Here is a 22,567-nt window from a genome sequence, read left to right as displayed (position 1 = left end):
GAGTCAGGCACGGGTTTCCTGCGTTTTACCGCGACGGCTCACTGAACCCCCTTTACGTCCCGCTTCAACGGCCCGTTCAGGGTTATTTTTAAAATTCCCACTACTGGCTTTTCCGCCAATCCGTCCCGCTTCTGAAGCCCGCTGGGGATTTTCTGCGAAATTACCCGATCCGCCTCTGTGCTTGTTCATATTCAACTCACTTTTAATGTTAATGACTTAACAAGCGTGGTTTGAATGGTGTTTAAACACAACTTTTTATTATTAATTTCTTCAGGAAATAATCGCACTGATTATTCCCGTTTCGATTAAAAATAAATATATAGTCTTTATAAGCAATAGCTTCACCCTGATATCTGTACCGGGCCGAAATTCACTGTATAGTTTCTTCCATGAGCTTTTAAGACGATTCTTAGCCCCGTCAATAACTCAGATAACCTGCTGACTGATCAGGATGTTAAATAATCTTACGAGCATGATGCTACGCATAAAATCAGCAAGAGTGGCCCTAAAAGAAGAAAATCACAGGCTGCTTTTCAGAAATAAAGCGTAAGCGGCAAAAAATAAAAATCATGACCGAGATAAAAACGTCAGGCTGGAATTTTCATTAGACGTTTCCTGAATCCGGGCTAGCAGTTGTTATGAATCGCAGATAAATGAACTGTGCCAGCAAAGTACCGCTTCCCTTAAAATGCGGCAATCTGTCAGAGGGCCAGGAGCAATCCCGAATCGATGAAATTACATTTTACTGAATTTGTGCCAGCGGCGCGGGACGCAATCCGGAAATGAATTCAATCTGCGTTTCCGACTGAGTCAGGTTCAATCGCCTCAATCAGGGATTTACCCTGATTATGAATGTTGCCGACTTTGCGGGTAACAGGATGCCAGGTAAAGGCCGTCTCAGGTAAGGCTGCGTCACGTGCGATCTCCTGCGCACGTTCTGGCGTGGTTTCTGCACTCAGCCATTCGCGTACTGCATCGGCACGCAAAACCAGCGGGCGACGGTCATGAATATCGACCATGCCTTGATTGCTCGCGGCCGTTACGATGACAAACCCCTCGCGCCCGTGATCCCTGCCGTAAGGCGCCCTGCCAATCGCAGCAAAGAACAGCGGCTCCTGCTTTTTGTGGCAGATAAAATAGGGCTGTTTTGCTTTGCCGTCCCGCTTCCACTCAAACCAGCCATCTGCCGGAACAATGGCGCGTCCATGCTCCCAGAGAGGTTTAAACATACGCCCTGTGGCAGCCGTCTCACCCCGCGCATTGATGAGTGGCTGCTTGTGCCACCACTCCGGACCATAACCCCAGTTGACCGGGTCAAAGTGGATCTCCTCCTCCCGCTCATTGAGCAGCAGGACGTTTGTTCCAGGCGCAACGTTGTAGCGCCCTATCGGTTCCGGATCGTAAATGACCTCATCGGGCGTCAGCCCCAGTGCGTCAAAGTATTCATCTCTGCTGTTGTACTGCGCAAACCGTCCACACATAGTCACCTCCTCTGCAAAGGATAGTGTGTTACGGGCAGGCCGCTCAGGCTATTTTCAGGATGCGCTACTCTTATTCTGGTCAGCGTCAGCGAATACTGAGGTCACGACGCAGCTCATCAGAAAGAGGACGCGAAAATGAAAATTACGGTGGTTTTTGAAGATACAGGCGTGGAAGAAGAGCATGACTTTGAAGCGAAACCCCGCGCAGGCGATTTAATTACGTTGCCGCGCGACGGAAAAGGAGAGGATTTTATCGTGCTGATTGAGCCCGATCCTGATCACACGCATGACGATGACCGCGATGGACATCCCACTAAGGCCAGGGTCCGGCCTGCGTAGTGCCCCATTTGATCAAAATCGGCGAACCTGCGTTTAACCGATCCTGGCCGCCCGGCATATGCCACACCGGGCGGCCCTTAATGACAACGCAATAACCATCAGGTGCGCACGCGCAGTGCGGCCTCAATCCTGTCGGCAATTTTCGTGACCACATAGGCAATCACCATGTAGAACGCTGCCGCAATCAGGAAGGCTTCGAGATAGTAGAAGTTCAGGGCTGCCGTTAACTGGGCCTGAGCAAAAATATCCACCACTTCGATGGCAAACGCCAGCGACAGGGCTTTCATGATCACCATAAATGCATTTGCCAGGTCGGGGATTGCTGCCACGATGATCTGTGGAAACATCACCCGACGGAACAGCTGTCCGCCGCTGTAGCCGAGCGATAAGGCGGCATCCGACTGACCGCTGTCGAACGAATTCAGCGCGCCTTTCCACACTTCAGCCTGGAACGCCGCTACGCAGGCACTGAGCGCCACAATGATGATGACCCAGTTCGGCAGCGAGTGAGCATTAACCGCTATTCCGGACAGCGTGGCGACAAAGTGGAGCGCCGGGGGCAGACCGTAGTAGGCGAGGAAAATCACCACCACCATCGGCACACCTTTGAAGGCAATTTTGTAGGCGATGACCAGCTGCCGCAGCACCGGGATGCGCTGATGCTCAATAAAGGCAAACAGTCCGCCCAGCAGCGTCGAACAGATGAATATCGTCACTGCCATCAGCAGCGTTACCGGCACCGCATCCAGAATGCTCCAGAAGTCCGGCAGTAACACCTCAGCATCAAACATAGTTTTTCTCCCCTGCTCAGACGCTGGTGGTGAACTTCACGCGCGGTGCAGACTTAGCGCTGTACTTCGCATGACGTTGTTCGAAGAAGCGGATAACCAGCCACGCCACACCGCACAGCAGTGAATAGAGCACGGCCAGCACCAGATAGGTGCCGAACTGATACTGGTTGTAATCGCGCTCCATAATCAGGTGTGCGGTCGCCATCACATCAGCTGCACCGATGTACATCACCAGCGCCACGTTATGAATCAGATAGATAATGGCATTGCCGTAGCCCGGCAGCGCAAAGTGCACCGCCTGCGGGCCGATGACACGCAGCATTTTCTGGCGGAAGCTGTAGCCCAGGCTGTCGGTGGCATCGTGCTGACCACGCTCAACCGCAAGATAGGCCGGGCGCATCACTTCCGACAGGTAACCTCCGTGATAGAGGCTCAGGCCGATCATCGCCGCCACGTTGGCGGTGAAAAAGTCGCGAAAACCGAAGTTATCGGTAATCAGTGGCATGCCGTAGAAGGCGACAAAAAGCTGCAGCACCACGGGCACGCTGCGCGCGTAAGAGACATAGAGATCGGCCAGCTGGCTGATCACGGGAAGACGGCGCACGCGGAAAAACGTGGCGATAAGCGCCAGAAAGAACCCGATAATCATCGCCACAAACATGATGCCGAGCGTCAGAGGCAGCGCCGACAGCAGTTCTGGGATCATGGAGGATAGATTCACGGTGAAACACTCCTGCTAAAAAGGACAGCCTGCGCCCGATCTGACACCGGGCGCAGTGAATCTGTTACTTCATGTACTTCGTCACGTCTTCGCCAAACCACTTCTGCGCCAGCTTATCCAGCGTGCCATCCGCTTTCAGCGCCTTTAACGATTGAGCGATGTCATCACTCAGCGCCTGGTTCTCAGCGGAGCGGTGGATCAGCACATAGGTGTTGTTAATCACCACCGGCTCACTGGCTTTGATCGCCAGCTTCTGGTTGTCGATGACCGTCTGCTCACCCAGATTTGACGGCAGGATCAGCGCGTCATATTTCCCGTTCTGCACCTCTTTCAGGCGATCCGGGTAAGGCACACCCGCGCTGGACGCTTTGATGGTGATTTTGTCGTTCGGGTTATCCTGCTGCCACTGGGTGACAAACTTATAGACGCCGCCGCCTGCGGTCACCGGCACGATATTCTTACCGACCAGATCTTTCATGCCGTTAATGTTGCTGTCGCTGCGACTGTAGATCTTCATCAGGCTGGCACCGATCGGTGCATCCGGGATCAGGAACTGTTTACTGCGGGCAGGCGCTTTATAATATCCGCCCGTCGCCATGTCATATTTGCCGGTCACCAGACCGGTTTCCTGGGCGATATCCGCCGCGCCTTCCATCACAAATTTATACTGCGGCAGTTTCGCGTTGATCGCTCTCAGCACGTCCGGCTCGTAGCCCTGTGGCTCATGGCCGATTGCGCCCCATGACAGGGGTTTGGACTCTGCTGCGGTAGCGATCTTAATGGTGCGAACGGCATCCGCAAAGCTGTTACCGCTGATCAGGGCCAGTGCGATGATGCCAGGCGCGGCTAGGCGACGTAATGTGGTTTTGATTGCAGGCATGTCTCTGACTCCTGTGTTTATTAGAATACTTTTTCTGAGTTGAGGAACTGGGCAAGGCGCGGCAGCGTGGGGTTATCAAACATCTCTGCTGGCGTCCCCTGCGCAGCCACCACACCCTGATCCATAAACACGATGCGGTTTGAAATGCTCTTCGCAAACTGCATTTCGTGCGTCACCAGCAGCGAGGTAATGCCGGATGACGCCACATCTTTGATCACTTTAAGTACTTCCCCCACCAGCTCGGGATCGAGCGATGAGGTCGGTTCATCAAACAGCATCACGTCTGGACGGACTGCCAGCGCCCGGGCGATACCGGTACGCTGTAACTGCCCGCCAGACAGCTGTGACGGATAGTGATGGTGCTTCGCCCCCAGGCCTACGCGCTCCAGCTCCTGCACAGCGATGTCGCGCGCCTGCTGTCGGGTTTTACGCTGGATGACGATCAACGGGTCCATCACGTTCTCCAGCACCGTCATATTCTTGAAGACGTTAAACTGCTGAAACACCATGGCGGTACGCAGACGGATCGCCTGAATCGCCGCTTTGTCGGGTGACTGATAATCCATGCGGATCTGATCGAGCTGAATCGTCCCCGCGGAGGGCTTCGCCAGATAGTTGATGCAGCGCAGCAGCGTGGTTTTCCCGGTGCCGCTTGGCCCGATGATCGACACCACATCGCCACGTTTGACCGACAGGTCGACGCCTTTAAGAATCGGGTTGCTGCCGTAAGCGAGCGTAATATTGTTGAGTTCTAACATCCGGTGCAGCCCTTATTTGTTCAGGTCAGCATGGCCGAGCACATGCATCAGACGGTTGGCCCAGCCAAAGATGGCGATGGCGTGGATGAGATCGAGGATCTCCTGATCGTTCATGCCGACAGCGCGCAGAGCGGCCACATCGTCCGGCGTCGCCTCAGAGGGCGTGACCGATAAACGACGGGCAAAGTGATAGATCGCCGCGTCGCGTTCACCTAATACATCGGCCCTGTCGAAGTAGACCGCACTGACCACCGCGTCATTCCCGGCCAGCTGGGCATGACGGCGCGCATGCACCACCGCACAGTAGCGACAACCGTTGACGATGGATGCACCGAGCGCGCCCAGCTCTCGATCCGCGCGGTCCAGTCCCCCTTCAACATACATAATGGCGTTGAACAGGCCGGTGCGGGCGGTGTAACTTTCGGGATCGTGCACCAGCGTGCGCACGTACTCTGAGATTTTCTTGTTGGAGGGCGTCACCTTCATCGCATCAAGCTGTGCCGGTGTCGCCTGTTCAACCTCGACCGGCGTGATATAGGGATGCCAGTGCAGTGGTTTGAGGTTAACTGACGGAATCATGCGGACCTCATCAGGCGTAAGCCAGCCGCGACGCGCGTCTGGAAGTTAACAAAGGCGATCAGTTCCGAGAGCGCGACGATTTGCGGATTGCTTAACCCGGCCTGCTCAAGCAGCCGGATATGCTGTTCGGTCGCCTGAATGGGTTGCTGCGTCACCAGATCGGCATGGCGCACAATCGTTGCCAGCGGCTCTTCACTCACCCCACCGCCCGCGGCCAGGGTCAGCAGCACGTCAGACGGATTTAACGCCGCCAGCTGAGCCTGGTAATCCCGTTGCAGCGCGGCATCGTCGTTCTGGTGTGCCATGCGCTGGGCCAGCGCCAGACGCAGATCCGCCGGTAAACCCTGTTCATCTTCGGGCGCCAGCACGGACAGACGGCACGCTTCTGCACCCTCAACAAATTCGGGGCGCAGGCGGCGCGTCTGATACAACGCCTCATCGGGGGTTAATCCGGCTGCCTGATCAATAACGTCGATCACAACGCGTTCTCCTGTTTTAGTTGCGGGGTTGAATCCACCCATTCATCGCCCTGCAATTCAGGGGTGTCATAAGCCTGTAAACTGGCGAAGTGCTGTTCGACATCCTCGGCAAACAGCGAGGCCGTTATGCCGCGCACCAGACGATCGGCCCCCGCACTCACGGCCGGAATATCGCCGGAGACTTTGCCGTGCGTCAGCATCGCGGCATCGTTAAAGCAGTGGATGTGTGCCAGCATCGGGCAGGCCCCCGGCGTCACTTCGCGAAACTCAAAGGAAGGCCCCAGATCCGGCGCGTCCAGCAGGTTCTGACGTGCTGGCCCCATCTCTGGCTGATAACGGCCGTCGGCCCAGCTGCGGATATGCGGCGCGATGGCAGCAAACTCAGGCCGGCCGTTGAAATCGTTGGTGAAACCGGTGGCGGCGATCAGGAAGTCGTAGCGCAGTGCGCCCTGGGTGGTTTCAATCACCAGGCCCTCTGCTTCCTGCCTGACGGCGTTAATAGCACAGTCGAGAAAGAAACGCGCATTGTCATGGCGGGAGACGCGCAGGGTTGACGCGCGCGGCGGCGGCGTTTGTGTCGCGGCGGTGTAGTCGACAAACTTCCATTTCCACGCATCTGGCAGAGAGTGCATGCCGTGTATCACCCCCTGGCTGCCGATGCCGGTCATCTTGTTGATACGCGGCATCGCCTTGCGCCGGATCAGCAGATCGACCGCTGCGGCACCCTGCTCCAGTGCGGTGGCGGCGTTATCCATCGACGACGCGCCTGCTCCAATCACCGCCACGCGTTTGCCCTGTAACGCCGCAAAATCGATCTCATCGGCGGAGTGTGCCCAGAACCGGCGATCAATACCCTGCAGGAAATCCGGAACGGCAAACCCGCCCAGTCCTGAACGTCCGGTAGCCAGCACCAGACGACGTGTGTAAACACGGCCGGTTTCGGCGCCGTCCAGATCCAGCGCAATGACATCTCCGGCCTGTGCGATAGTGCAGACCCGCACGTTGTTCTGCACCGGCAGATTCAGCACCCTGCGATACCAGATCAGATAATCCATCCACTGCGCTTTAGGGATTTTATCCAGCGCCTGCCAGGCTTCCTTGCCCCACTGCGCCGTAAACCATGCGCGGAAGGTCAGCGGTGCAAGACCCAGTGCCGGGCCCTGCAGCGTTTTCGGCGAGCGCAGGGTTTCCATGCGTGCAAAGGTCACCCAGGGGCCTTCCCGCCCTGCCGGTGCGGCGTCATACGCCACCACATTGCTGATGCCGGTGAGCTGTAATTTAGCGAGCGCAGCCAGACCGCACATACCGGCACCGATGACCACGACATCGCGAACCGGCGCCCCCTGCCAGGTGCGCTCCGGCACCCAGGATTTGGCGGGCAGTTCCAGACATTCCAGATCCTGCTGCAGCTGAGCTTCAAGCGCGGCAAGGCCTTTGGCGGCATACGTCATATAAAGATTTCCCTGGTGTCAGCGATCGCCGGATAGCGGGCGAAAACGATTAAAACGCGCCGATGACCCTGCTTTTTATTATCTTAAAAACACATAGTAAGCGGATAAGAATCATCATAACGCATAGTAAGAACTCAGCTTTCGCATATTCCTCTTGCCCCAAATCGGAGTCAAGAAGCACGCTCACCCATTGACCAATGGATTTCTTATATCTTATGCCGTATAAGTTATAAGTATTGAAATTACAGGGATTATTCAGAAGCCTGCGCCCGGCTAACCCTGACGGGTATCTGTTAATTTTGGCAGGACGAGAGGTCACCCTGCCGGGTGACCGGGAGAGGGGGTGTTAATTCTGGTTGATAATACGCATGATGCGGGGATGTTCACTGGCTGTCAGACGTTCAAACCCCGGCAACAGGTGTGCGGCAGCATCGGCCAGCGCCTCCACCAGCGCCTGGGCCGCACTGGAAATCTGGCGGCCCTGCGGGGTGATGACGCCAAAGAAGTATGGAATATCTTCCTGAATCGGGCGGATTGCCACACCGGCCAGCGGCATGCCCCAGCCCGTTACCGGTTCGAGGATCGCCACACCTAATCCAGCCCGCACGCAGCCCAGGATATTGGCCGAGGAGTTGGTTTCAATGGTTTCCAGCAGCGGGGCTCTGACCTTTTTCAGCGCTTTTTCATAGCGTCCGCGTAAGCGCTGCGGGCTGAAGGGAGCGATCAGCCGGCGGCCTGCCAGCTGGCTCAGCGAAAGCTCCCGGTTCGCCGCCAGCTCATCCTCTTCCGGCAGGGCCACGACGCACTGCGACTGTCCAATCCAGTGCAGCTCAACCGCGTGATGTTCCAGCGGCAGACTGCATAAACCGATGTCAGCCTCTGCCGTGATCACCGCGTGCGCCGTCTGGACGGCAGATTCACTGATGATCTGGACTTTGTTCTGCAGGTTCAGTGCGGCCAGCGCCTGCGGTAGTAACCCGGCCGCCAGCGCAGGGGTCGCGGCAATACTGAGCGGGCGATGCTGCTGATGCGCGATCTCCTGGGCGCGTAAGCGGATCTGCTGCAAAGAGAGCAGCGCTTTTTGCACATACTGATGCAGCTGTAACGCCTCTTCAGAGGGATGAATGCGTGGGCCGTTGCGGATAAACAGGGGGTAGCCCAGCGACTGCTCCAGCTCCTGAATCAGACGGGAAACAGCGGGCTGCGAGCGGTTCAGTGCTTTGGCTGCCGCCGTGACGCTGCCCGCAGAAATTACCGCCGAGAAGGCTTCCAGCTGGCGCAGATCGAGGTCATTTAACATGGTCATCGCGAGGATACTTCCCTGAGTCGTTGATCGTTCCCGACAGAGAGTCGGGAAAAAGTCATCATAGAGAGAGTGGGCTGAATTAGCCACCACGAGCAATCTGCGGGGCAGCGCAGTCCGTCATCCGCCATCACCCTGCTGCGTGTGAACGCTGGTAAAGAGATCACGGAAATGTCACCCTTCAATGATGCTGATTACTCAGGAAGGTCCGGGTATCCGGAAAGAGAATTAAGGAAAGGAGACGCTGGTGTGACGATTTCTATAGGTGTACTTGCAGGTATGGGACCCCGTTCTACGGCCCCGTTCATTGATATGCTGGTGACAGAGTGCCAGCTGGGCTATGGTGCAAAATATGATCTGGATTTTCCTAAAATGCATATCATCTCTTTGCCGACCCCGTTCTGGCCCGGCAGGGACATTGACGATCACGCTATGGTTACCGCCCTGCAGGAGGGCATTGCCGACCTTGTTAAGGCCAGAGTCAGCCTGATAGCCGTTCCCTGTAATCTTGCACACTGCTATTTCGCCGAAATGAAAAAGGCCTGTGGAGATATTCCCCTTCTTCATATTGCAGAGAGTGCCCTGGCGTCGCTACCCGCAGAAGCCAGCAGAATCGCAGTACTGGCGACAGAACCTACCCTCGAAGCCGGTTTCTATCAGGCACGCATAAAAGCGTCTGGCCGCGAGATGATTGATTCACAGCGGCTTCGTGAAATGACCACAGCTTTAATCGGGCAAGTGAAAGCAAAAGGCTTCCACGATGCTGAGGTGCAGGCAGGATGGAAGACGTTAGTCGCTGAAGTGGAAAGGCTTGAGGCAGAGGCCCTTCTGATTGCCTGTACCGATCTCAGCCCCCTGATAAAGGATCACTCTTACCGCTTTACCATTGCCGATACTGCAGCAACGCTGTCCAGGGCAACTATCCAGACCTTCAGGCTGCTAAGTGGTTACAATCCAATGCCGTGGTGATCGCCACGGCATTCTGCTTTTAAGTGATGACACGGCTGGAAGCCGATCCTGTATCACCATAAATCATCAATGAATTAGTGGCCGCTCATCAGCTTTTTTACCTCTTCAGGTTTGTCATGCACGCCGAACCGGTCAACCAGCGTCCGGGTCGCGTCGTTCATTCCCCTGATGTCGACATCGGTGCCCTCACGGCGAAACTTAATCACAATGCGGTCCAGCGCATTGACTGCGGTGATATCCCAGAAATGGGCGTGCGTCACGTCGATCACCACACGATCCAGCTTCTCGCGAAAATCGAAATAGCGGGTAAACCGGTCAGCTGAGGCAAAGAAGAGTTGTCCGCTCACGGTATAGGTGCGGGAATTGCCCTCCACGGCAGAGGAAACGGCCATAAAGTGGGCCACCTTAGTAGCAAAGTTCAGTGATGCAATCAGTACCCCGGTCAGCACGCCAAAGGCCAGATTATGGGTCGCGACCACCACGGCCACGGTCGCCAGCATCACGACGCTGCTTGAAAGCGGGTGGGTGCGCAGGTTCGCAAGGGATAGCCATGAAAAGGTGCCGATGGAAACCATAATCATCACCGCAACCAGCGCCGCCATGGGTATCTGCGACACCCAGTCGCGCAGGAACACCACCATCAACAGCAGCACCACGCCTGCCGTAAGCGTGGAAAGCCGTCCCCGCCCACCCGATTTAACATTGATTACCGACTGGCCAATCATGGCACAGCCCGCCATCCCGCCAATAAACGAAGTGCAGATATTGGCAATACCCTGTGCTTTGCACTCGCGGTTCTTATCACTCGCTGTGTCGGTCATATCATCCACAATCGTGGCGGTCATCATGGATTCCAGCAGCCCTACCACGGCCAGCCCCGCCGAGTACGGCAGAATGATCAGCAGGGTCTCAAAGTTAAGCGGGATATCCGGAATGAGAAACACCGGCAGGCTGTCAGGCAGTTTGCCCATATCGCCCACCGTGCGAACGTCCAGGTGCAGCCAGACAGAGATAGCGGTCAGCACGATGATGCAGACCAGGGGGGAAGGAATCGTTTTATTCAGGTACGGGAAGAGATAAATAATGCCGAGCCCGGCAGCGGTGAGCGCATAGACGTGCCAGGTGACATGCGTCAGCTCCGGTAACTGCGCCATAAATATCAGTATCGCCAGTGCGTTCACGAAGCCGGTCACCACCGAGCGCGAAACGTAGCGCATCAGGCTGCCGAGCTTGAGGTATCCGGCTATCAGCTGGAACACGCCCGTCAGCACAGAGGCCGCAAGCAGATATTGCAGTCCGTGGTCTTTAACCAGCGTGACCATCAGCAGTGCCATCGCACCGGTTGAGGAGGAGATCATCGCCGGGCGGCCACCAAAGAAGGCCATGACGATGGGGATACAGAAGGCGGAATAGAGGCCGACCTGGGGATCGACACCAGCAATGATGGAAAAAGCGATCGCTTCCGGAATAAGCGCGAGCGCGACAACAATACCGGCAAGGACGTCACCACGGACGTTACCCAGCCAGTCCTTACGCGTCGAGGACAGCAGCATAATAATTTCTCAGATTTTGAATAAAGTCAGCCCGCAGGGGCAATAATTTTCAGATACGAAAAGATCCATCCGCAGACGGGATGTTCAGGGCGCGCAGCTGAGCGGGCTCAGTGCGACAGAGGAGGGGTAAGACTCAGGGTGGCGTAAGACGCATGATTTCAGGTTCTCCTTTACGGCAGCAGCGTGCCTTCAGGACGGAAGTCATCCCGCGCAATGCTGTTCTGAACGCGGGCCGTGATATCTGATCAGAGTGAAAAGCTGACCAGACAGACCCGTTACTATAAACGAATGTCATGACCGATCAACCCCGGTTGCAACAGGTCAGCGCCTTTCCGCGCAGGGCGCGCGGGTGTCAATGCGCCAATCCGTGGCTATTCTTACCTTGCAACCAGCGAGCTCTGTAAGCGAGGCGTCTGCCCGGTCCATTGGTCAGATAAGAGAGGCGACAGAGTGGTTTTGTAAGGACAGCGGACGAAGGCCTGATGCGAAGCCGCGACGATAAACTGATTAAAAAGGTGACATGATGTCTAAAACGCGGTGGCTTCTTCTGCGGCTGACCCGACAGCTCTGGTTTCGCAGTTCATTATTCGCGCTGCTGGCGATTATCACTGCCCTTGTCGCTATCGCCCTTAAACCCTTTATACCGGTTTCGGTATCAGGGATTGTGGGCAGTGACGCGGTCGATAAGATCCTGACGATACTCGCCTCAAGTATGCTGGCCGTCACCACCTTCTCGCTCAATATCGTGGTTACGGCTTATAACTCTGCCAGCAGCAGCGTGACGCCACGCGCTACGGTGCTGCTGCTTGAAGATGGCACAACGCAGAATGTGCTGGCGACCTTTATTGGCTCCTTTCTTTACAGCCTGGTGGGCATCATTGCCCTTGGCATGGGCGCCTATGGCACCCAGGGGCGGGTGATTCTCTTTTTTGTCACCCTGGTGGTCATTGCCACGATTGTCGTGACGCTGCTGCGCTGGATACAGCATCTGGCCCAGTTTGGCTGCATGTCTGACACATCCCATCGCGTCGAAGAAGCCACCACGGCAGCCCTCCACGATCGCCTCCGGCAACCCTGTATGGGCTGCTCTGCCTGGAACGGTGTTCTGCCGGAGAATAGCGCCCCGCAGAGCATCTTTCATCCGCAGACCGGCTATCTGCAACATGTTGACCTGCAACATCTTTCCGACTTCGCTCAGGAGAACGACTGTCATCTTTATCTTGCCGCTCAGCCGGGCAGTTTTATTCATCATGGCGCCCCGCTGCTCTGGTGCGATCGGCCACTGGAAGAGGATGAGATGCAGAGAGTGTGTCATGCCTTCACCCTGGGTGAGCAGCGTTCCTTTGAACAGGACCCCCGCTTTGGGCTGTGTGTCCTGTCCGAAATCGCCTCACGCGCGCTATCTCCGGCGGTTAACGATCCGGGCACTGCGATCGATATTATCGGCCGGGCGGTCAGGTTGTTTACCCTGCCCGCCTCTGCAGACTCTGCCACCACGCACTACCCGCGGCTCTTTATGCAGCCCGTACAAATCTGCGACATGTTTGACGATATTTTCACCGGGATTGCGCGAGATGGTGCCGCACTGGTCGAAGTTCAGTTGCGCCTGCAGAAAGCGCTGCACTCGCTGGCGGTGATTTCACCTCAACGTTATGCCGCAGAGGCGCAGCGCCATGCCTTGCTTGCGCTGACGCGTGCCAGTCACGCGATGCATTGTGAGGCAGATAAAAAGGCAGTTAAACGTGCTTATGGCTGGCACTATTTAAACGGGACGGGAATAAGTGAAGAAGAGAGCCTGATATAAAGCAATATCGGCTGACAGAGAAAGGATTTAATAAACATTGCCAGTAACACTGCGGCAGCGCTTATTTATTGACAATGGTTTCGTAAATTAACCCTCATCTCTCAATGTATTAAAACTGAAAGCCCCGGCAGGAATGCCGGGGCCTGAGGCTAAATCAGCATTAACATCTCTGATTATTCAGACTTACGTCCGCCCCCGTGGCTATTCTGGCCACCTTTTTTGCCCGCTTCTGAAGCTTTTTCACGGTCATTGGCGAAGTTACCGCCACTGTTTTGCCCGCCTTTTTTACCCGCTTCAGATGCTTTCTCAGGGTTTTCTGCAAAATTACCTGAACCACCACGATGTTCGGCCATATTATCCTCCTGGATAACTTTTCTAAAAATAGATGGTAACCGGCATGATAAATATCGCCAGCCGTATTCGTGTTGCACTGTTTATTCTAGAGGGGGCAAGGATGTTTGCAAGCGGACCCGTTTAAACTCTGCGGGGAAAAAGCATAAGCGAGACGCACGCCAGGCGAAATAAGCCAGACGACAGGGATGAAAATTTTAAAATTAAAACAAATTCTTATGACACTGAGTTGAAAGTTATATTTTCCGCACCCCGTTAATAAAATATTACCTTTGTTAAAATTTATAAAAACAGAGCACTGTGACGCTGTGCTGAAGCATGCTTGTTCAATCGAAAAGAGTTCAGGTGGGTTCTGACTCACTCATGCTGCAGAAAGAGTGGCAGATAAGCGTAACCGAGTCTGTAAAAGCCCGTATGATTTTACTCAGTTCCAGGTTCAGAAAAACACCAGGTGCAGTTTGTTAGCAGCCTGATGGATCTGCAGCGCGGCTTGGGGCGCCTGGCCATCCGCCGGAAACACACCTTAAGGATTCAGCCCTTTCAGTGGCTATCTCACAATAATTTACGCTGGCAAACAGTCTGTTTTAGTCAGAATCAGCAGGCGTTTTGACTCCTTTCTGATGTGCGATCCGCTTAACCCAGCTCCTCTGGATTCGTAGTGTATCTTCAGCGCGCCTGTTGAAGAGCCCTCCAGCCTCGCCGTGCCAGTTTGTCCTGAATGCAACAGATCTGCTCTTAAACAGTTTCTGCATTAATCATTAAATAATCAGAATTAAAGAGGTTACAACCTTCTGAAATGCAATTTTTTCATTACCTATCCAATTTTTTAGATAAACATAAAATTAATGCTTAATAAAAATGTAATAGGTTTCAGCCTGTAAAAGCTGTTACCGTGAACTGTATATCACTTTCAGAGCTGGCCTGACAAAACAGCACCCGCCAGAAAGATACATTAAAGATCTAACAAACCTACCTGCTACTTTACACACAACAGTTAATCACCAGACACTTCTTATTACATCTGCATCCCTTCTCTTTTCATGCTTTTTTTAATTTACTTCAGGCAACCCCACGGCGGGGTTATCAGCAACGTGTTTTTTACTCATGTATTTCTTACTTTAAGGATGGACTATGAGACTCAATAAAATCACTTTTGCGTTAGGAGTTTTGCTAATTATGTCATCCCGGCTATCAGTCGCAGCGCTGTTGGACAGTGAGGCTATTAAATCCGACTCTGCGAAGCCCTATGTGTTAATCGGCGATGCGAATGGCGCTGCAGGTGCTGCAGGAGGTAATGGGGGGAATGGTGGGAATGATAATTCACCGGGAGCGCCAGGCGGGGATGGCGGCAATGGTGGTAATGGTGGTAATGCCGATAGTGGGAATGGCAGCAGCAATGGTAATGACAGTGGAGATAATAACGGTACCGGTAATGGTGACGGAAGCGATAATGGCGGCGGAGATGGCGGAGGAGATAATGGTGGTGATGGTGGTTCATAACAGGCTGCTTTAATTTTAATACGCGGCGAATGATTTCTCCGCGTTTAATTTATGGAGATATAAAATGAAAGTTCGCTCATTAACCATCAATATAGTTATCCTTTCAACTATTTTAGTCAGTGCTTTGAATGCTCAGGCCTCAAACAGGCATCATCATAAACATAATGACTGCTCATATCTGAATGGGAAAGATGGCGGCACGACTAAAAGCGGTGACGCTAATGGTGAGAATGGCAGGCAAGGTGTGTCGGGAACCCCATGTATCAATGGCGGCAATGGCGGTAATGGCGGTAACACGCCTGATGGAAACGCAAATGGCGGAAACGGTGCGCCCGGAGCTAATGGAGCTAATGGATGAATAACAAAATAAATACATTTTTCTCGTTAAGCCTGTTTAGCGTAGTAATTCTCAACTCAATGACCAATGCCTGGGCAAACAAGGAGAAAAAAATTGTAATACCGGCTTCTCATTTGTTTCATCTGACAGCTGATGGCGGCAATGGTGGTGATGGGGGTAACAGTGGTAACAACGGGCACGGAGGTGAAGGCGCGGCCGGGGGAAATGGCGCTGATGGTGGAGATGGAGGTGATGGGGGCAGTAATAATTCACCTGGCGGAAATGGCGGTGACGGTGGAGATGGCGGGGATGGGGGGAACACATAATCAGATAATGTAACAAGTTCATTTAAGGAGAGTCTGAATGCAATATTTTAGTTTGCGCGTCTTTTTAAAGTCATCAGTCATAATAACTCTCATAACACTTCGGGTATTAATTTTTTGCACACCTTCTATTCTGTTACCGGCATTAACTTTTGCCATTAGCTTTAATGCTACCGCAGACGATGGAGATGGAGGTGATGGAGGTGATGGCTCCGGCAATGGTGACGGCGGTAACGGCGGAAATGCCGGAGCCGGGTCTGATGGAAACGGAGGTAATGGGGGAAGTGGTGGCGAAGATGGAGGTAACGGTGGAAATGGTGGTAATGGTGATGGTTCAGGTAACGGTGGAAATGGAGGTGATGCGGGCCCCGGGGGGTTAGGTGGTCAGGGTGGTCAGGGTGGTACCAATGGAGGTCACGATGGTTCTCCGGGGATGAGCGGTGCCAGAGCGTCTAAGTAGACAGACTTTTCGTAATGAATCTCTTTCAGTCAGGTTGATGTAATTAAGGTATTAAAACCTGATATCGCTCTGGCTGAACGTCTGACTTTTCACAAGGTCCGCTTTGTACCAGAAGCGGCCTCTTTGCTTAAATCTGTAAAGAACAGAGCGTTTGCTTTTTTGACTGGAGACCTTAAATGAATCATTTCATCTAAAGTTTTATGTCGCTCTGTCGTTACTTAAAAAAACCATCGATATTTATCACGGACTGAGTGTTGTTCAGGATGGAGAGGCATTGGCAATGAACATCAATACGTTAAACAATATTTACAGGCAGAATCCATCTGTATCAGTTAAAACCCCTGAAAGCTCCAGCCTCTACCCTGCCAGCGAGAGCAACGCTACAGTCGTGCAGCCTGTCTCGTCAGGCCAGTCTACGATAAGTGGACGAGGACTGATGATGTCTCGTCTTTTTGGTAAGGTAAGCACCTTACCTGAAATGCAGACTCAGCTTACCAAAAATAACCAGGGAATGGATGCCTCTGTTTTTCTGACGAAGAGCGATTTGGGCGCACTTTCACATCTCTATGATCAGGCACAGACACAGGGAGCTGACTTACGATATGTTGATGATATAGCACGCGATTTAGGTAATTACCGTAAGTTCGGAAGCGTGTCAGGTAGTTATAATACAGGGAATAGTCACGATACGACTGGTCGGGTTCAGACGGTATCATTTACAGATAAAGATGCTGCAACAGCATCCCGTATTCTGAGCGGTGATAACTTTGCAAACTCTGGCCTCGACCCTGCTTTTATCAGATATGAACTCGACCCTGGGTATTCTTTCAGTCATACCGCGAGTTTTGACTATCTGGAATCCATCATGAAAACTACCGGTTCTGATGCGACATCGAAAAGCCAATTCATGGCATCTCCGTTCGCAACTTATGTAAGTCAGGGACAGAATAACTACATAATAAATACGGCCAGCGAAGCCACACTGAAAATTGAAGAACCTGATGTCATCAGCAAAGATGGTGTATTTACTGTCACCGAAGCCGGCAAGAAGCATGGATTCAGATTAGAAGGCAATGATGTCATACAGGATAAAAACACAGGCATAAATGACACTCAGTATGGAGAGCGCTGGGACAAAACGTTAATGGACTACTTTCTGAACCTGAAGAATACATAAGATATTAATTCTGAAAATTCAGAAGCCAGAACTGTTTGATCTGCTTAGTCAGTAACTTTTATCAATAACGCCTTTCAGTTCTATCTGCAGTCGACGGCTCTCAGACTGGGCATGAGATTGCTTTTAGGAGAATGATCGTTTGGTCAGAATCACAAAGAAAATGGGGCCCCAGAGGCCCCATACATTCTTCACGGAATCTTCAGCAACCGCTATTCAGGTAAAGCGTAAACCACCACCTGGTCGCCCACCTGATCCTTGAGGATGGTATTACCGCCGGCGACAAACGCCACGTACTGGCGGCCTTTATACTCATAGACCGAGGGATTGGCTACCGCGGGGGCTTCTGCCTGATCGGACCACAGCTCCTCGCCACTCTCCACGGAATAGGCGCGAACCTTAGCATCCATTGACGCACCAATAAATATCACGCCGCCCGCAGTGACTGCCGGGCCGCCGATGGTCGGTGAGCCCCAGCTTTCTGGCATAAAGAAGCCATACTGCTGAGATGCGCCAACAGGACGACGCCATTTGACGTCACCGGTGTGCATATCAATCGCCACGATTTCACCAAAGGGTGGCTGCCAGCACGGCATGCCCAGCCAGTTATTGGCAACCATGAGACGCATGCCGTAAGGCGCGCCTTCCTGTGGTGCAAAACCACTCTCATTGCCCGCGCCATTATCCGCTTTTTCATAATCTTCGCGGCTGTAGAGCTTCACGTACTGCACGATATGGGAGGTATTAACGATCGCGATCTGCTTTTGAGGATCGAACGCGACGCCGCCCCACTGCACGCCACCCGCACTGTCCGGATACGTCAGTGTGCCTTCGCCTTTGGTGACAGGCGGCGTGTACATGCCTTCGTAGGTCAGCTTATCCCATAACCTTGAACACTGACCTGCCCCCACCATATCCGCCAGTTTCCAGATCGCTGGCTTTTTCGACTGGTCAAGCAGCGGTGCAGGTTTCGTCGGGAATGGCTGCGTGGGTGAAAGAACTTCACCCTGAACCGAGCCATCACCCTGCGGCACAGGTCGCTCTTCAATCGGCCAGACATCCTCACCGGTCAGCCGATTCACCACAAACAAAAAGCCCTGCTTGGTTGCCTGAATCAGTGCCGGGATCGGTTTGCCATTGACCGTGATATCCATCAGTGTCGGCGCCGAGTTGATGTCATAGTCCCACACATCGTGGTGCACCCACTGACGGGACCAGACCACTTTACCGGTGTTCACATCCAGTGCAGTGGTTGAGGTACCCAGTGGGATAGGTGCAGTGCGGTTACCTCCCCAGTAGTTAGGAGACGGCGATGAGACCGGCAGATACACCAGTCCATGCGCCTCATCAGCTGACATATGTGTCCAGACGTTAGCCGTACCGGTCCGTTTGCGGACCGCTTCCGGAATAGCGTCAAACGTCCATTCGCGTTTGCCGGTCTGCGCATTCACGGCGAAAACCGTGCCCGGAGGCGCTTCAGCATAGGCCCAGTCCTTGCCCGCCCAGCCAATCAGCAGGCGGTTACCCACGACCGTTGGCGGCTGCAGAACTGAAAGCGGGTATTTGGCGTTAATCGTGTTCCACTGATTGAGATCGAGAACGCCATTATCAGCAAAGTCGCTGCATGGCTTACCGGAATCGGCATCCAGCGCAAAGAGCTTGCCATCAACCGTACCCATATAGACGATTTTCTGACACGCCTGTCCGGCGACGGGGGTTTTTGCCTGCCAGTAAGAGACGCCCCGGTTTTTCAGAACGGGCTGGGTCAGAGCTTTACGCGGGGATTTGGTGTCGTAGTGCCATTTCTCTTTCCCCGTACCGGGATCGAGGGCAATCAGGCGATCGAAAGGCGTACCGATATACAGGGTCTGATTGGCAAAAATAGGGGTGGCTGACCAGACGGTCGCGGGCGTGTCACCCTTGCCGTCCGAGACATCACCGGTATGAAATTCCCAGATCTTCTTTAACCGGCTGACGTTGTCTGTATTGATCTGCTTCAGCGGGCTGTATTTCTGCGCGTTAAGCTGACCGTGGAAGCTGTCCCAGGTCGCACCCGATGGCACCAGCGAAGTCGGGGGATTGTCTGCCGTTGCGACCTTATCTCCATCACGCTTGCCGGTTGAGGCATCGTCTGTGGTATTAGTGGTACCGGGAGATTGGTGATCAGCCGCATCCGGACTGACCTTCTCCCGCGCGCCCATAGAGGCCTCTGCAGCGTTATCCTGCGCATGGAGTGCCAGTGGGGTAAGCAGCAGCGCCAGCGCCGTCATGCCGACTTTCATTACCGGAGTCGTTTTATTGTTCTTCACGAAGGTTTCCTCAGGCTTTAACGCGATGGTCAGGACGAGCGGGGTTTCTGCAGAGCGTAATCAGACCAATAAGGCCTGCAACCATCGCTGCCGTAATGATGTACTGATGCAGCAAAGCGGCGGCAAAAGCAGTACCGAATAACACGAACAGGGTCAGAACAATTACTGTCGCACGTGCACCGCGACCGGATGCACTACGCAGAATAAATGTCAGTATCGCCAGAATAACGCTGGCGATAGCCACACCTAATGCGCCGATTGTACCGGTCACACCGGTCAGTGGCGTCAGCCACGCATACAAAGCCACCGCGAAACCGATCGCTGCCGCGATCAGCAGCAGTAAGCCGCCCAGACGTGAAGATTGAGGTTGCAACATAACAGGAAGTCCCATGGTGTTTGATTAATCATTAAATATGGCGCACTGGCAGGTTTATGCGGCTGTTTTTCGCCGGAAAATGATAAAAAAAACCTGCCATCTTTAGCTGACTGAACAACCAATGTATTCAGATCACCGGTTAATGCGTGAGCTTCCTCAGGCCTGGAAGGAAAACGGAATTACGCAAGCCGGGATGTGTTGCGGGCAAAAAGTATTTTTGAATAGAAGAGGCGATGTTATGAAGTGTGTGAAACCCCGGAAAGGCTATTAACTAATACCAGAATTGCATAATCAGTTATCTCATCCATGCTTAATCTGTAACTTTAGCTGAGGAGATATCATGTCAGACGAATATAAAAAATGCATCGAATCCTGTTACCTGTGCGCAGCTGCATGTGATAACTGCGCGGCTTCATGTCTCGAAGAAGAGAATCTTGAAATGATGCGCGAATGCATAAAGCTGGATATGCAATGTGCAAATATCTGCCGTCTCGCAGCTCAATTCATGACACTAAATAGCGACTCAGCACAGGCGCTCTGCCGTCTTTGCGCTGACGTTTGTCAGAAGTGCGGCGATGAATGTGGAAAGCATGAACATGACCATTGTCAGGAGTGCTCCAGAGCTTGTCATCACTGTGCTGAACAATGCCGAAAGATGGCAGCCTGAGAATGAATTAAATTTGCTAAACCCGCTTCGGCGGGTTATTTATTCCTGGTGGTAAGCCCGCTTGTGCCAGAAGCGGACGCTTAATGCAGGCCTGGATATTTAAATTTTAAACCGCGCGGGCGTCGTACCAAATACTCTGCGAAACAGGGCGATGAAGGCACTCACATTGTTGTACCCAAGTTCCAGTGCAACTGTTGTCACTTGCTTGCCTGAAGCCAAAAGCTCAAGAGCCTTGAGTAGCCGTATGCGCTGTCGCCATTCATTAAAGGTAAAACCAGTTTCAGCGTTAAACCGACGAGACAGTGTGCGCGAAGATATTCCTGCCCAGACCGCCCATTCCTTAAGTCCGCGATCGTCGTTCGGGTTGTCAGATAGTGCCTGAGCAATTCTGACGAGCCGGACATCCTGCGGCATGGGCAGCCCAAGATCGACCTCAGGAAGGGAGCCTATTTCATCCAGAATAACGCCAGCTAAACGTTTTTGAGGCGCATTTAATTCTGCATTTTCCCATGAGGCTGCCCGTGTTATTGCCTCACGCAACAAATTTGTAATTGAGAGAACAGCAGGTTTATCAGTTAGTTCACTGCATAGGGTGGCAGACACATAGATACTCCAGCCTGAATAAGGGCCGTGCGAGCGTAGTCCATGCGAAACATCTGGAGGTATCCATACGGCATGCGTTGCCGGTACGACCCACCGATAATCTCCGGCATCGACCGTAAGCAGCCCATCCTCAGCTCCGAGTAATTGTCCACAGGAGTGATGGTGGCGAGCCGTTTCCCTTATTGCATCAGACTGGCTGACTGTGACAATCAATGGGGGGCCATCTGGAGCTAAAGTCCGGGTGAACGAAATCAATGGTTCAGTCATATTGGCGCGTCTGAGGTATTTGATGTCTTTTATACCGTACCGAAGCCATCGAGTCGATTGTAAAGTACGCCTGACTTTTACTGAGGGCAGACCATGAAAATGATTTCTATTACTGACGTACTGGATGAGATTCTTAACCAACAGCAGATGCCACTCGATGTGATAATTAATCGCTATTTTAGTCCCGGTTATCGGCAGCGTACTGATAACGCGTGGGAGGACTTAGATGGATTTACTCAACATGCACGTAAACTTCGCGAGATCATTGCTTCCGGCATAATTGAGATGCACGACGAGTTACGGGATGGAAATCGCTATGCTTCAAGGCATCGTGTTTTGTGTTTTAAGCGTGATGGTGAAGAGGCAGATATGGAAGTGTATATGTTCGCTGAAACAGATGATTCTGGACGATTTATTCGTATCGAAGAAGCCACACTGATGATTAAAGGTCTGGAAAGTGACCGAGACTTAGGAAGCGCCAGATAATCAGGTTTTTATATCTGCTGTTCGCTCACAGGCGGCAACCCGAATCACATCTCCTGACCCGATTGAGATTGAACATGACAACATCATCCTGCAATAAAAGCCACATTCCTGGTCAGAAGCAGTCATTTTCAGCGCCCAAAAAGACAGAGGAAGTGGTTGTGGCCTGATGTGCAAATCTGCTTGAGCAGATTTGCACACAGGATGATACCCAGCATTATCATAATCATCACCGGGCCTACCGTTTCAGACAGCAGCGTTGCCGAAATTGCGAGACCCAGGAACGGCTGCAGCAACTGTAACTGTCCTTAGGAGGCGATGCCGCCAGCGGCCAGCCCTCTGGCCATGTCTCCATAGAGGCACTCAACATCAGCGGCAGCGGAATAAGCATTGCCCGGCAGATCACCGGTTACTGAGACAGAACCCGCTCAGCTGATGCTGTAAGGTCTTCTGCCTGCCATAAATGGCAACCTGCCTGGGCACTTCAAACTCATAAACGCGAAGTCGCCCAGCATCAGCCGGGTAATGTTTGTTCACATCAATAATGTGCTGTGCATGGGCGTTTTGACACCACTGCTCATTTCAGCAACCGGAAAAATAGAAATATGG

At 53.1% G+C, this 22,567-nt stretch carries 25 protein-coding genes and 1 pseudogene; 10 read left to right on the top strand and 16 right to left on the bottom strand.

Going from position 1 to position 22,567, the window contains the following annotated elements; all coding sequences use genetic code 11:
* Positions 1–3 precede the first annotated feature (3 nt).
* The gene (locus tag FJW00_RS07420; protein WP_072215481.1) at positions 4–189 is read right to left on the bottom strand and encodes a con-10 family general stress protein; all 186 of its coding nucleotides are present in this window, start codon (positions 187–189) and stop codon (positions 4–6) included.
* A 599-nt stretch (positions 190–788) separates the two neighbouring features.
* Complete coding sequence (locus FJW00_RS07415) at positions 789–1,481, bottom strand: SOS response-associated peptidase family protein (RefSeq protein WP_140029123.1); 693 nt, start codon at positions 1,479–1,481, stop codon at positions 789–791.
* Between the two features lie 135 nt (positions 1,482–1,616).
* Here FJW00_RS07415 and FJW00_RS07410 point away from each other — a divergent pair, with 135 nt between their 5' ends.
* Entirely contained in the window at positions 1,617–1,820 is a 204-nt protein-coding gene (locus tag FJW00_RS07410) for a hypothetical protein (RefSeq protein WP_140923389.1), read from the top strand.
* Between the two features lie 98 nt (positions 1,821–1,918).
* On the opposite strand, the gene FJW00_RS07405 is transcribed toward FJW00_RS07410, so the two are convergent.
* From FJW00_RS07405 to FJW00_RS07370, 8 genes are all read right to left on the bottom strand, one after another.
* A complete protein-coding gene (locus tag FJW00_RS07405; protein WP_140923388.1) occupies positions 1,919–2,611 on the bottom strand; it encodes an amino acid ABC transporter permease in 693 nt (230 codons plus the stop codon).
* Positions 2,612–2,627: 16 nt separating this feature from the next.
* Positions 2,628–3,317, bottom strand: coding sequence for an amino acid ABC transporter permease (locus tag FJW00_RS07400; protein ID WP_009092884.1), 690 nt, complete (start codon positions 3,315–3,317; stop codon positions 2,628–2,630).
* A 79-nt stretch (positions 3,318–3,396) separates the two neighbouring features.
* The gene (locus FJW00_RS07395; protein ID WP_058957115.1) at positions 3,397–4,212 is read right to left on the bottom strand and encodes a transporter substrate-binding domain-containing protein; all 816 of its coding nucleotides are present in this window, start codon (positions 4,210–4,212) and stop codon (positions 3,397–3,399) included.
* Between the two features lie 20 nt (positions 4,213–4,232).
* A complete protein-coding gene (locus FJW00_RS07390) occupies positions 4,233–4,970 on the bottom strand; it encodes an amino acid ABC transporter ATP-binding protein (protein ID WP_009092882.1) in 738 nt (245 codons plus the stop codon).
* A gap of 12 nt (positions 4,971–4,982) precedes the next feature.
* Positions 4,983–5,549 (bottom strand): peroxidase-related enzyme, encoded by a 567-nt coding sequence (locus FJW00_RS07385; protein WP_140029120.1) that lies wholly within the window; start codon positions 5,547–5,549, stop codon positions 4,983–4,985.
* Positions 5,546–6,028 carry a CMD domain-containing protein gene (locus FJW00_RS07380; RefSeq protein ID WP_009092880.1) on the bottom strand — a complete coding sequence of 161 codons (483 nt, stop codon included), beginning with the start codon at positions 6,026–6,028 and terminating at the stop codon, positions 5,546–5,548. The genes FJW00_RS07385 and FJW00_RS07380 overlap by 4 nt, the downstream gene beginning before the upstream one ends.
* Entirely contained in the window at positions 6,025–7,479 is a 1,455-nt protein-coding gene (locus tag FJW00_RS07375) for an NAD(P)-binding domain-containing protein (RefSeq protein WP_140923387.1), read from the bottom strand. Before FJW00_RS07375 ends, FJW00_RS07380 begins: the two co-directional genes overlap by 4 nt.
* Positions 7,480–7,825: 346 nt before the next feature.
* Entirely contained in the window at positions 7,826–8,785 is a 960-nt protein-coding gene (locus tag FJW00_RS07370) for a LysR family transcriptional regulator (RefSeq protein WP_046102728.1), read from the bottom strand.
* Positions 8,786–9,031: 246 nt separating this feature from the next.
* On the opposite strand from FJW00_RS07370, the gene FJW00_RS07365 reads away from it, so the two are divergent.
* Entirely contained in the window at positions 9,032–9,751 is a 720-nt protein-coding gene (locus tag FJW00_RS07365; protein ID WP_140923386.1) for an aspartate/glutamate racemase family protein, read from the top strand.
* A gap of 74 nt (positions 9,752–9,825) precedes the next feature.
* Here the strand turns inward: FJW00_RS07365 and FJW00_RS07360 are convergent, their stop codons facing one another.
* Complete coding sequence (locus tag FJW00_RS07360) at positions 9,826–11,304, bottom strand: SulP family inorganic anion transporter (protein WP_140923385.1); 1,479 nt, start codon at positions 11,302–11,304, stop codon at positions 9,826–9,828.
* A gap of 520 nt (positions 11,305–11,824) precedes the next feature.
* Between FJW00_RS07360 and FJW00_RS07355 the strand changes: the two genes are divergently transcribed.
* On the top strand, positions 11,825–13,108 hold the full coding sequence (locus tag FJW00_RS07355) for a DUF2254 domain-containing protein (RefSeq protein WP_373682543.1): 1,284 nt from the start codon (positions 11,825–11,827) through the stop codon (positions 13,106–13,108).
* 173 nt (positions 13,109–13,281) lie between these two features.
* Here the strand turns inward: FJW00_RS07355 and FJW00_RS07350 are convergent, their stop codons facing one another.
* A complete protein-coding gene (locus tag FJW00_RS07350) occupies positions 13,282–13,461 on the bottom strand; it encodes a con-10 family general stress protein (protein WP_009092874.1) in 180 nt (59 codons plus the stop codon).
* A gap of 1,129 nt (positions 13,462–14,590) precedes the next feature.
* Here FJW00_RS07350 and FJW00_RS22325 point away from each other — a divergent pair.
* The 5 genes from FJW00_RS22325 (at position 14,591) to FJW00_RS07325 (ending at position 17,256) form a co-directional block, all read left to right on the top strand.
* Positions 14,591–14,959: a hypothetical protein gene (locus tag FJW00_RS22325; RefSeq protein WP_158000260.1), complete on the top strand. Its 369-nt coding sequence runs from the start codon at positions 14,591–14,593 to the stop codon at positions 14,957–14,959.
* 64 nt (positions 14,960–15,023) lie between these two features.
* Positions 15,024–15,317, top strand: a complete 294-nt coding sequence (locus FJW00_RS07340; RefSeq protein WP_071987830.1) for a hypothetical protein — start codon at positions 15,024–15,026, stop codon at positions 15,315–15,317.
* Entirely contained in the window at positions 15,314–15,622 is a 309-nt protein-coding gene (locus tag FJW00_RS07335; protein ID WP_140923382.1) for a hypothetical protein, read from the top strand. The genes FJW00_RS07340 and FJW00_RS07335 overlap by 4 nt, the downstream gene beginning before the upstream one ends.
* A 149-nt stretch (positions 15,623–15,771) precedes the next feature.
* The gene (locus FJW00_RS22320; protein ID WP_181405362.1) at positions 15,772–15,999 is read left to right on the top strand and encodes a hypothetical protein; all 228 of its coding nucleotides are present in this window, start codon (positions 15,772–15,774) and stop codon (positions 15,997–15,999) included.
* A gap of 360 nt (positions 16,000–16,359) precedes the next feature.
* Entirely contained in the window at positions 16,360–17,256 is an 897-nt protein-coding gene (locus FJW00_RS07325) for a hypothetical protein (protein WP_140923381.1), read from the top strand.
* A gap of 209 nt (positions 17,257–17,465) precedes the next feature.
* Here FJW00_RS07325 and FJW00_RS07320 read toward each other — a convergent pair whose 3' ends face one another.
* Positions 17,466–19,523, bottom strand: a complete 2,058-nt coding sequence (locus FJW00_RS07320; RefSeq protein ID WP_373682545.1) for a pyrroloquinoline quinone-dependent dehydrogenase — start codon at positions 19,521–19,523, stop codon at positions 17,466–17,468.
* 49 nt (positions 19,524–19,572) lie between these two features.
* Positions 19,573–19,938 (bottom strand): hypothetical protein, encoded by a 366-nt coding sequence (locus FJW00_RS07315; RefSeq protein WP_046102734.1) that lies wholly within the window; start codon positions 19,936–19,938, stop codon positions 19,573–19,575.
* 340 nt (positions 19,939–20,278) lie between these two features.
* On the opposite strand from FJW00_RS07315, the gene FJW00_RS07310 reads away from it, so the two are divergent.
* Positions 20,279–20,605, top strand: coding sequence for a four-helix bundle copper-binding protein (locus FJW00_RS07310; RefSeq protein WP_140029438.1), 327 nt, complete (start codon positions 20,279–20,281; stop codon positions 20,603–20,605).
* 99 nt (positions 20,606–20,704) lie between these two features.
* On the opposite strand, the gene FJW00_RS22735 is transcribed toward FJW00_RS07310, so the two are convergent.
* Positions 20,705–21,475, bottom strand: coding sequence for an AraC family transcriptional regulator (locus tag FJW00_RS22735; protein WP_258317021.1), 771 nt, complete (start codon positions 21,473–21,475; stop codon positions 20,705–20,707).
* 99 nt (positions 21,476–21,574) lie between these two features.
* Between FJW00_RS22735 and FJW00_RS07300 the strand changes: the two genes are divergently transcribed.
* Complete coding sequence (locus FJW00_RS07300; RefSeq protein WP_167428710.1) at positions 21,575–21,961, top strand: nuclear transport factor 2 family protein; 387 nt, start codon at positions 21,575–21,577, stop codon at positions 21,959–21,961.
* A gap of 128 nt (positions 21,962–22,089) precedes the next feature.
* Here FJW00_RS07300 and FJW00_RS22555 read toward each other — a convergent pair.
* Positions 22,090–22,299: pseudogene (locus FJW00_RS22555) on the bottom strand (hypothetical protein); the annotation flags it as partial.
* Between the last annotated feature and the right edge of the window lie 268 nt (positions 22,300–22,567).

Origin of the sequence: Pantoea anthophila (genome assembly GCF_006494375.1) — a bacterium.
GTDB classification, from domain to species: Bacteria; Pseudomonadota; Gammaproteobacteria; order Enterobacterales; family Enterobacteriaceae; genus Pantoea; species Pantoea anthophila.
The sequence above is the reverse complement of the archived record's forward strand: the minus strand, read 5'-3'. Positions and strand labels throughout refer to the sequence as shown.

Coding starts and splice junctions, on each gene's coding strand:
- FJW00_RS07420 (WP_072215481.1), bottom strand. CDS start 189: ATGAACAAGCACAGAGGCGGATCGGGTAATTTCGCAGAAAATCCCCAG.
- FJW00_RS07415 (WP_140029123.1), bottom strand. CDS start 1,481: ATGTGTGGACGGTTTGCGCAGTACAACAGCAGAGATGAATACTTTGAC.
- FJW00_RS07410 (WP_140923389.1), top strand. CDS start 1,617: ATGAAAATTACGGTGGTTTTTGAAGATACAGGCGTGGAAGAAGAGCAT.
- FJW00_RS07405 (WP_140923388.1), bottom strand. CDS start 2,611: ATGTTTGATGCTGAGGTGTTACTGCCGGACTTCTGGAGCATTCTGGAT.
- FJW00_RS07400 (WP_009092884.1), bottom strand. CDS start 3,317: ATGATCCCAGAACTGCTGTCGGCGCTGCCTCTGACGCTCGGCATCATG.
- FJW00_RS07395 (WP_058957115.1), bottom strand. CDS start 4,212: ATGCCTGCAATCAAAACCACATTACGTCGCCTAGCCGCGCCTGGCATC.
- FJW00_RS07390 (WP_009092882.1), bottom strand. CDS start 4,970: ATGTTAGAACTCAACAATATTACGCTCGCTTACGGCAGCAACCCGATT.
- FJW00_RS07385 (WP_140029120.1), bottom strand. CDS start 5,549: ATGATTCCGTCAGTTAACCTCAAACCACTGCACTGGCATCCCTATATC.
- FJW00_RS07375 (WP_140923387.1), bottom strand. CDS start 7,479: ATGACGTATGCCGCCAAAGGCCTTGCCGCGCTTGAAGCTCAGCTGCAG.
- FJW00_RS07370 (WP_046102728.1), bottom strand. CDS start 8,785: ATGACCATGTTAAATGACCTCGATCTGCGCCAGCTGGAAGCCTTCTCG.
- FJW00_RS07360 (WP_140923385.1), bottom strand. CDS start 11,304: ATGCTGCTGTCCTCGACGCGTAAGGACTGGCTGGGTAACGTCCGTGGT.
- FJW00_RS07355 (WP_373682543.1), top strand. CDS start 11,825: ATGATGTCTAAAACGCGGTGGCTTCTTCTGCGGCTGACCCGACAGCTC.
- FJW00_RS07350 (WP_009092874.1), bottom strand. CDS start 13,461: ATGGCCGAACATCGTGGTGGTTCAGGTAATTTTGCAGAAAACCCTGAG.
- FJW00_RS22325 (WP_158000260.1), top strand. CDS start 14,591: ATGAGACTCAATAAAATCACTTTTGCGTTAGGAGTTTTGCTAATTATG.
- FJW00_RS07340 (WP_071987830.1), top strand. CDS start 15,024: ATGAAAGTTCGCTCATTAACCATCAATATAGTTATCCTTTCAACTATT.
- FJW00_RS07335 (WP_140923382.1), top strand. CDS start 15,314: ATGAATAACAAAATAAATACATTTTTCTCGTTAAGCCTGTTTAGCGTA.
- FJW00_RS07325 (WP_140923381.1), top strand. CDS start 16,360: ATGAACATCAATACGTTAAACAATATTTACAGGCAGAATCCATCTGTA.
- FJW00_RS07320 (WP_373682545.1), bottom strand. CDS start 19,523: ATGACGGCGCTGGCGCTGCTGCTTACCCCACTGGCACTCCATGCGCAG.
- FJW00_RS07315 (WP_046102734.1), bottom strand. CDS start 19,938: ATGTTGCAACCTCAATCTTCACGTCTGGGCGGCTTACTGCTGCTGATC.
- FJW00_RS07310 (WP_140029438.1), top strand. CDS start 20,279: ATGTCAGACGAATATAAAAAATGCATCGAATCCTGTTACCTGTGCGCA.
- FJW00_RS22735 (WP_258317021.1), bottom strand. CDS start 21,475: ATGACTGAACCATTGATTTCGTTCACCCGGACTTTAGCTCCAGATGGC.
- FJW00_RS07300 (WP_167428710.1), top strand. CDS start 21,575: ATGATTTCTATTACTGACGTACTGGATGAGATTCTTAACCAACAGCAG.